Genomic DNA, 5,753 nt, shown 5'->3' with positions numbered 1-5,753 from the left:
GCCATGATCGTCGGGAGAGCAACCGGCAGCTGCACCTTGATCAGCTTCTGCCTGGGTGTTGCGCCAAAGGCATCTGCCACTTCAATAAGCTCAATTGGGATCTGCCTGATTCCAAGGTTGGTCAGGCGGATTGCAGGCGGCATTGCGAAGACAACCGTTGCGATCATGCCTGGCACATTTCCAAGGCTGAAGAAGATGACTGCCGGGATCAGGTAGACGAATGATGGCATCGTCTGCATGAAGTCGAGGAGCACCCTGACAACAGCATTGACAGAGTCATTGCTTGCTGCAAGGATGCCGATCGGTATCCCGATCAACAGGGCGATGATGGTTGATGCAAGGACGAGTGCAAGCGTCATCATCGCATGGCTCCAGAGCTGGAGGTTCCAGATCAGGAGCAGTCCGGCAATGCTCAGGAGCGAGAGCCGTACATCTCTCCGGGTGATCAGGAAGATGAGGATACCCAGAATCGGGATCATTACAAGCGGCGGGAGCAATGTCAGGATATCCTGGAAGCCGTTTAAGAGGAATCGGAGAACTGCAGTGATCCCGTCCAGCAGCCACCCGAGGTTCGCCTCAATCCAGTCGACGATATCGGATACAAACTGTCCGATTGGGATTTTTGGAAGATCGATTGAATAATTAAGCGACAATTGGCTCACTCTCCTTTCGTGCTAATGCTGATAGGACCGATCCTCTCACGATGATCCCTTTCAGTTTGCCGTCCTGATCAACGACCGGGAGTGGATATTTACTATCGGCAATGATCGGGATAATATCGCCAAGCGGAGTTGTGAGATCGATTATTGTAAGATCATTGACAACGATCTCTTCAAGGGTCGTATGATCTTTTTTGACCGCCTCCACAACATCGTCGATCAAGACAATCCCCTTCAGCAGGCGGTGCTGTGTCACGACAAAGAGGCTTGATATACCATACTCCTTCATCAGGCGTGCAGCAAGACGCGGTCCGCTCCTGCATGAGATGACCGGATCCGCCTTCTTCATCACATCCTGTGCGGTCAGCACCCTGGTCATATCGACATCGGCAACGAACCGCTCGACATAGTCGTTGCTTGGGTTCATCAGGATCTCCTCAGACGTTCCGACCTGGATGATCTTTCCATCCTTCATCAGTGCAATCCGGCTTCCAAGCTTCAGTGCTTCATCGAGATCGTGGGTGACAAAGATGATCGTCTTATTCAGCCGCTCCTGAAGTTCGATCAGCTCATCCTGCATATCTCTCCGGATCAATGGATCAAGTGCACTGAATGCCTCATCCATCAGCAGGATTTCGGCATCGCTTGCGAGTGCACGGGCAAGCCCCACCCGTTGCTTCATCCCCCCCGAGAGTTGATCGGGCATGCTCTGCTCATATCCGGCAAGCCCGACCAGTTTCAGTGCCTCAGCTGCTTTTGCATGCCGCTCTTCAAGTGCCATTCCCTGAATTTCAAGGCCGAATGCAACATTGTCGAGGACGGTTTTATGCGGGAGGAGTGCAAAATTCTGGAAGATCATTCCGGCCTGCTTTCTCCGGAAATCCCTGATCTCATCCTCATTCATCGTCACAACATCATTCCCATTGATGACGATACTCCCAACAGTCGGGTCGATGAGACGGTTTAAACACCGAAGAAGCGTTGATTTTCCGCACCCCGAGAGGCCCATCAGGACGAATATCTCCCCTTTGAATACCTGAAACGAGATGTTATTCAGCCCGACGGTCTGGCCGGTCTTTTCAAGAATTTCGTTCTTTGTCTTCCCGTCCCTGAGCATCCTGAGTGCCTTCTCCGGCTTGCTTCCAAATATTTTTGAGAGGTTTTGTACTTCAATTAAGATTTCAGGTTCATAGTCATCTCCCATCAGACACCTCCTGTCAATGGATTACTGTACTCTTCAATCATCGTTCCACATACACAACATGAACCAATCAATAATTATGCATCCTTACCGGGTCGCAGAAGAATTGCTTCACCCTGTTTAGGTAATCCTTGTTAAAAGACCTGATAACTGTTTTGGATTTTTATGTAAAAATAATTTATTAATTAATAATATAATTAAATTCAATCAGCATCGACTGAGATGAATCGTAACCGGTGATCTGCTTCACAAACGCTTTACACTCCGGAGAACAACATGTTCATCATAATGGCACCGCAGAGAAAGACATCACGGGAGAAGAAACAGGCTGATCCCATCAACTGGACCAAAGTGGGGGCAATTTCAATTGCTGTCCTCTTCGCCGTCATGATGGCAGCTTCCCTCCTTGGAACGGCATGGATTGGCGGGATGAGAACTGTTCAGCCCGGTGATCTGGTTGTAATTGATTATACCATCTATAATGAGAATGATATTCCTGTCCTGACCACTCTGGAAGTTGTCGCTACAGAGGCGGAAGAGGCTGGGAATTTTGTATATCTCTCCGGCCCGATTGAGGTCTCGGCAGGGTACAGCCTCCCAGACGATATGATCGGAATCCCTCACAGGTACGGCAAAATGGCTCCTTTCGGCTTATTCAGAACCGAGTTCCAGGAGATCACCTCTGCTCCAATCGGATACAAGGAACGTGATCGAGTCGTCGTCCCATTCACCATCGAAAGCCAGGAGAGTCCGTTTGAGAGTGAACTGACGGAAGAACAGATTGGTGAGATGGGCTATCCCTTTGATGAGCTCTCTGTCGGAGATAATATCATTCTCGGCTTTGCCGATTCCCCGCAGTTCGCACTCAACGATACCGAGCCTGATATCAAGTTGCGTCTGACTTTTATCAAAGAGAAGACCGATGAGACGGTGCTCGTCAGGTATGGGTACTCCTATGCTGTCGTCACCATCAACTCGGTAACAGCAATCTCTTAGATCCAATACCTTTTTTATCTCAAATCCCAAGAATCTCCATCATGTCAGTGAAGATTCTCTCCTTTTATCAGGATGGGTGTATGGGGTGCCTTGAGCAGGAATCGATCAACGCAGAAGTAGAGGCAGCCCTTTCGGTCTCTATCGAATCGATCAATGCAAAAGAGCAGCCGGATTATATCAGCAGGTATTCGTTGAAGGTGACTCCGACGACGATCATCTTCAGTGATGATCAAGTGGTGGAGAAGGTGGAGGGTGTCCTTCATCAGGAGGAGTTCTCAGCTCTCCTGAAAAAGTATTTATGATCGTTCCCCATAGACACGCTTGATAAAACGAGCTTCAGCATATGATCCGGGCTTTCTGACGACAGCGCCATCCCGGAGCTTGATCCGTGTCACGCGGAACTGCCGGCCCCCGACAGAGGCAATCTCCCCGATAGTATAGACCGTCTCACCCTCGACTTTTTCGTACAGGGGGTAGGTCACCGCCCCTTTGTGAAGGGAGGCACGGATGATCACCGAATCTATGACCCGTGTCCAGATGCAGGTTATATCACGTGTATTGGCTCTCACTCTGCGCGCAGGCCCGAGTTCGACCCCGGTCACCTCCACACCAAAGATGTCGTCTCCCACATCCGCAACGTACGTATTGCCGACCTCGACGACCTCATCATCGGTCAGTTCAATCGTCCCCTGCCTGGATTCTCCTTCACTGCTGATGATCGCCCGTATCTCAATTACTTTGGGTATTTTTATTGCAGAGCGGTGTATATGGCTGCATTCAGAGCATTGAACTGTGGCAGGCTCACCGTCACGAAGGATCTCATGATCGGTCTCTTCCCCACAGACCGGACATTTTACTGATATCGACATACTCTATTAGATTGTGTGCAGACATCATAAACAATGGAGATCAAAGAAGTGATCACCTGCCATGGGCATGCGCATGTCAGGGGCACTCACAGGACCACATTTGAGATCACCTGCGAGGATGAACTCTCTTTGCAGGGCGATTGTATCATCGGGGTATCGGCAGATAAGGGGGCTCTGGATCTTGCCGATGACTTCTGTTCCCTCCTTGCGGATGATCGCGCTATCCTGACAACACACCTTCAGGCAGGAGACATTACCTGCGAGATCAGATCCCGTGGCTCATCGCAGATGACATTCGATCATCCGACCGATCTCGTCTGGCGGAGGAGTGATTTTGTCTGTGGGCGCACTATTGGGATTGGATCGGATTATGTTGCACGGACACTGCCACGCGAACTCATTGAGATCCTCTCTGGCGGGGCGGAGATGATTGTTATTATGACCGCAAGCCGTGAGGAGTGATCGGGATCACTCTTCAGCAATCTCAAGGATGCGGAGTTCAGCCTGTGTCAGGTAGTCTTCACATTTTTTGATCAGTTCAATTCCATCTTTATAGAGCCTGACACTCTCATCGAGGGGAGTATCCGGATCTTCAAGTCTTCGTGTAATATCACGGAGCCGTGTAACCATCTCTTCATACGTCTCTGTCATGGCGTACCTCTGTAATTGTTGCGTCCATCTCACCATCCTGGAGATAGATCGTCACCAAATCACCCTTCCCGAGCAGATTAACCGATCGGATCATCTCTCCATCTGCAAGGATGAGGGCATATCCCCTCCGAAGCGGAGCCCTCAGATCTGCCGATCGGATCTCTGCTGTATACAGGGCAAGATTACTTCTCTGTTGTGCGATCTTTCTGGCTATCGCCTGTTGGAGTCGTTCAAGAAGCTCGGCGGAAGCCTGTTTCATATCACTGATCCGCCGTTTTATCCTCCGGCTCTCTATCCTGAGCCGGATCTCTTCAAGTTCGAGTCCACGTTTCTCCAGACGGTCAAGAATAAGGTTCTGTAGTGCCGATCGTGTTTCAGTATGCTCCCGCAGGAGGGTGACCCGATCGGGCACGATAAGTTCTGCGGCAGCTGACGGTGTCGGCGCCCGCAGATCACTTGCAAGATCGGCAAGTGTCACATCGACCTCGTGCCCGATAGCGGAGACGATGGGGGTTATGCACGAAGCAATCGCCCGGATCACATCCGGATGATTAAATGCAAAGAGGTCTTCAAAACTCCCTCCGCCGCGTGCAACAATGATCACATCCGCATGCCCGTCGATCCGCCGGATTGCCCCGGCGATATCCAGGTGCGCATACTCCCCCTGCACCTGGGTCGGTGAAATGATCAGATCGAGGGGGAACCGACGTGAGAGGACATTCCTGATATCCTGAAGCACTGCTCCTGTCGGGGACGTAACGACGCCGACACGGAGGGGATACTGCGGGATCGGTTTTTTTGTTTCAGCTGCAAAACAACCTTCAGCAGCAAGTTCACGCTTCCACTGCTCCAGAAGGATGAATTTTCCTCCGGCCCCCGCATGGATTACGCTCTCTCCGATAAACTGGGTCTTGCCATAAGGAGGATAGAAGTCAACATACCCATTCACGATCACATCCATCCCGTTCTCAGGAGGAGGTGATACCCGGACTGCTGATCGTCTCCAGATGACACAGTCGATTGCGGCATCCCCATCGCTGTTCTTCTCTGAGAGGGTGAAGTACATATGTCCTGATGAATGGAGACGGTAGTTTGTTACCTCACCCCTGACCGAAATGCCGCGTAGCAGAGGGGTATCAAGCTCCTCCCTGATGATCCGGGTGAGATCCTGCACTGTGATAACCTCAGGATCGCCTGAAACCAGGGTTGCCTGTTCTTCACCGGGCATAGGAATCTATTTGTGGCGGGATGAGAAGAAACTGCGTATGCTGCGAACCGGTGTATCAAGCATGTTCTTTCATGAATATGCCCTTGCCTCAATCTTCTCCGGTATCCGTGGTGCCGGGCTTGATACGGTTGAGTTCTGGCTCGAAACCC

The 5,753-nt window shown here is 50.9% G+C and carries 8 protein-coding genes; 3 read left to right on the top strand and 5 right to left on the bottom strand.

Translation table 11 applies throughout. The features are described from left to right. Positions 1–653 (bottom strand): ABC transporter permease subunit (locus QCH34_RS05370; RefSeq protein ID WP_300331289.1); only part of this gene is annotated, 653 nt, incomplete at its 3' end. After that, positions 643–1,863, bottom strand: a complete 1,221-nt coding sequence (locus QCH34_RS05365) for a glycine betaine/L-proline ABC transporter ATP-binding protein (protein ID WP_300331287.1) — start codon at positions 1,861–1,863, stop codon at positions 643–645. The genes QCH34_RS05365 and QCH34_RS05370, both read right to left, overlap by 11 nt. Before the next feature lie 273 nt (positions 1,864–2,136). On the opposite strand from QCH34_RS05365, the gene QCH34_RS05360 reads away from it, so the two are divergent. Then, positions 2,137–2,856, top strand: coding sequence for a hypothetical protein (locus tag QCH34_RS05360; RefSeq protein WP_300331285.1), 720 nt, complete (start codon positions 2,137–2,139; stop codon positions 2,854–2,856). 41 nt (positions 2,857–2,897) lie between these two features. Then, a complete protein-coding gene (locus tag QCH34_RS05355) occupies positions 2,898–3,158 on the top strand; it encodes a thioredoxin family protein (protein ID WP_300331283.1) in 261 nt (86 codons plus the stop codon). Here QCH34_RS05355 and QCH34_RS05350 read toward each other — a convergent pair. Beyond that, positions 3,153–3,725: an HVO_0476 family zinc finger protein gene (locus QCH34_RS05350; RefSeq protein ID WP_300331281.1), complete on the bottom strand. Its 573-nt coding sequence runs from the start codon at positions 3,723–3,725 to the stop codon at positions 3,153–3,155. The genes QCH34_RS05355 and QCH34_RS05350 overlap by 6 nt on opposite strands. Positions 3,726–3,758: 33 nt before the next feature. Between QCH34_RS05350 and QCH34_RS05345 the strand changes: the two genes are divergently transcribed. Then, positions 3,759–4,187, top strand: coding sequence for a DUF371 domain-containing protein (locus QCH34_RS05345; protein WP_300331279.1), 429 nt, complete (start codon positions 3,759–3,761; stop codon positions 4,185–4,187). A gap of 6 nt (positions 4,188–4,193) precedes the next feature. Here the strand turns inward: QCH34_RS05345 and xseB are convergent, their stop codons facing one another. Continuing rightward, positions 4,194–4,376: an exodeoxyribonuclease VII small subunit gene (gene xseB / locus QCH34_RS05340; protein WP_300331277.1), complete on the bottom strand. Its 183-nt coding sequence runs from the start codon at positions 4,374–4,376 to the stop codon at positions 4,194–4,196. Beyond that, the gene (gene xseA, locus QCH34_RS05335) at positions 4,360–5,604 is read right to left on the bottom strand and encodes an exodeoxyribonuclease VII large subunit (RefSeq protein ID WP_300331275.1); all 1,245 of its coding nucleotides are present in this window, start codon (positions 5,602–5,604) and stop codon (positions 4,360–4,362) included. The genes xseB and xseA overlap by 17 nt, the downstream gene beginning before the upstream one ends. Between the last annotated feature and the right edge of the window lie 149 nt (positions 5,605–5,753).

The organism is Methanocalculus sp. (genome assembly GCF_029762515.1).
Taxonomy (GTDB): domain Archaea; phylum Halobacteriota; class Methanomicrobia; order Methanomicrobiales; family Methanocorpusculaceae; genus Methanocalculus.
The sequence above is the reverse complement of the archived record's forward strand: the minus strand, read 5'-3'. Positions and strand labels throughout refer to the sequence as shown.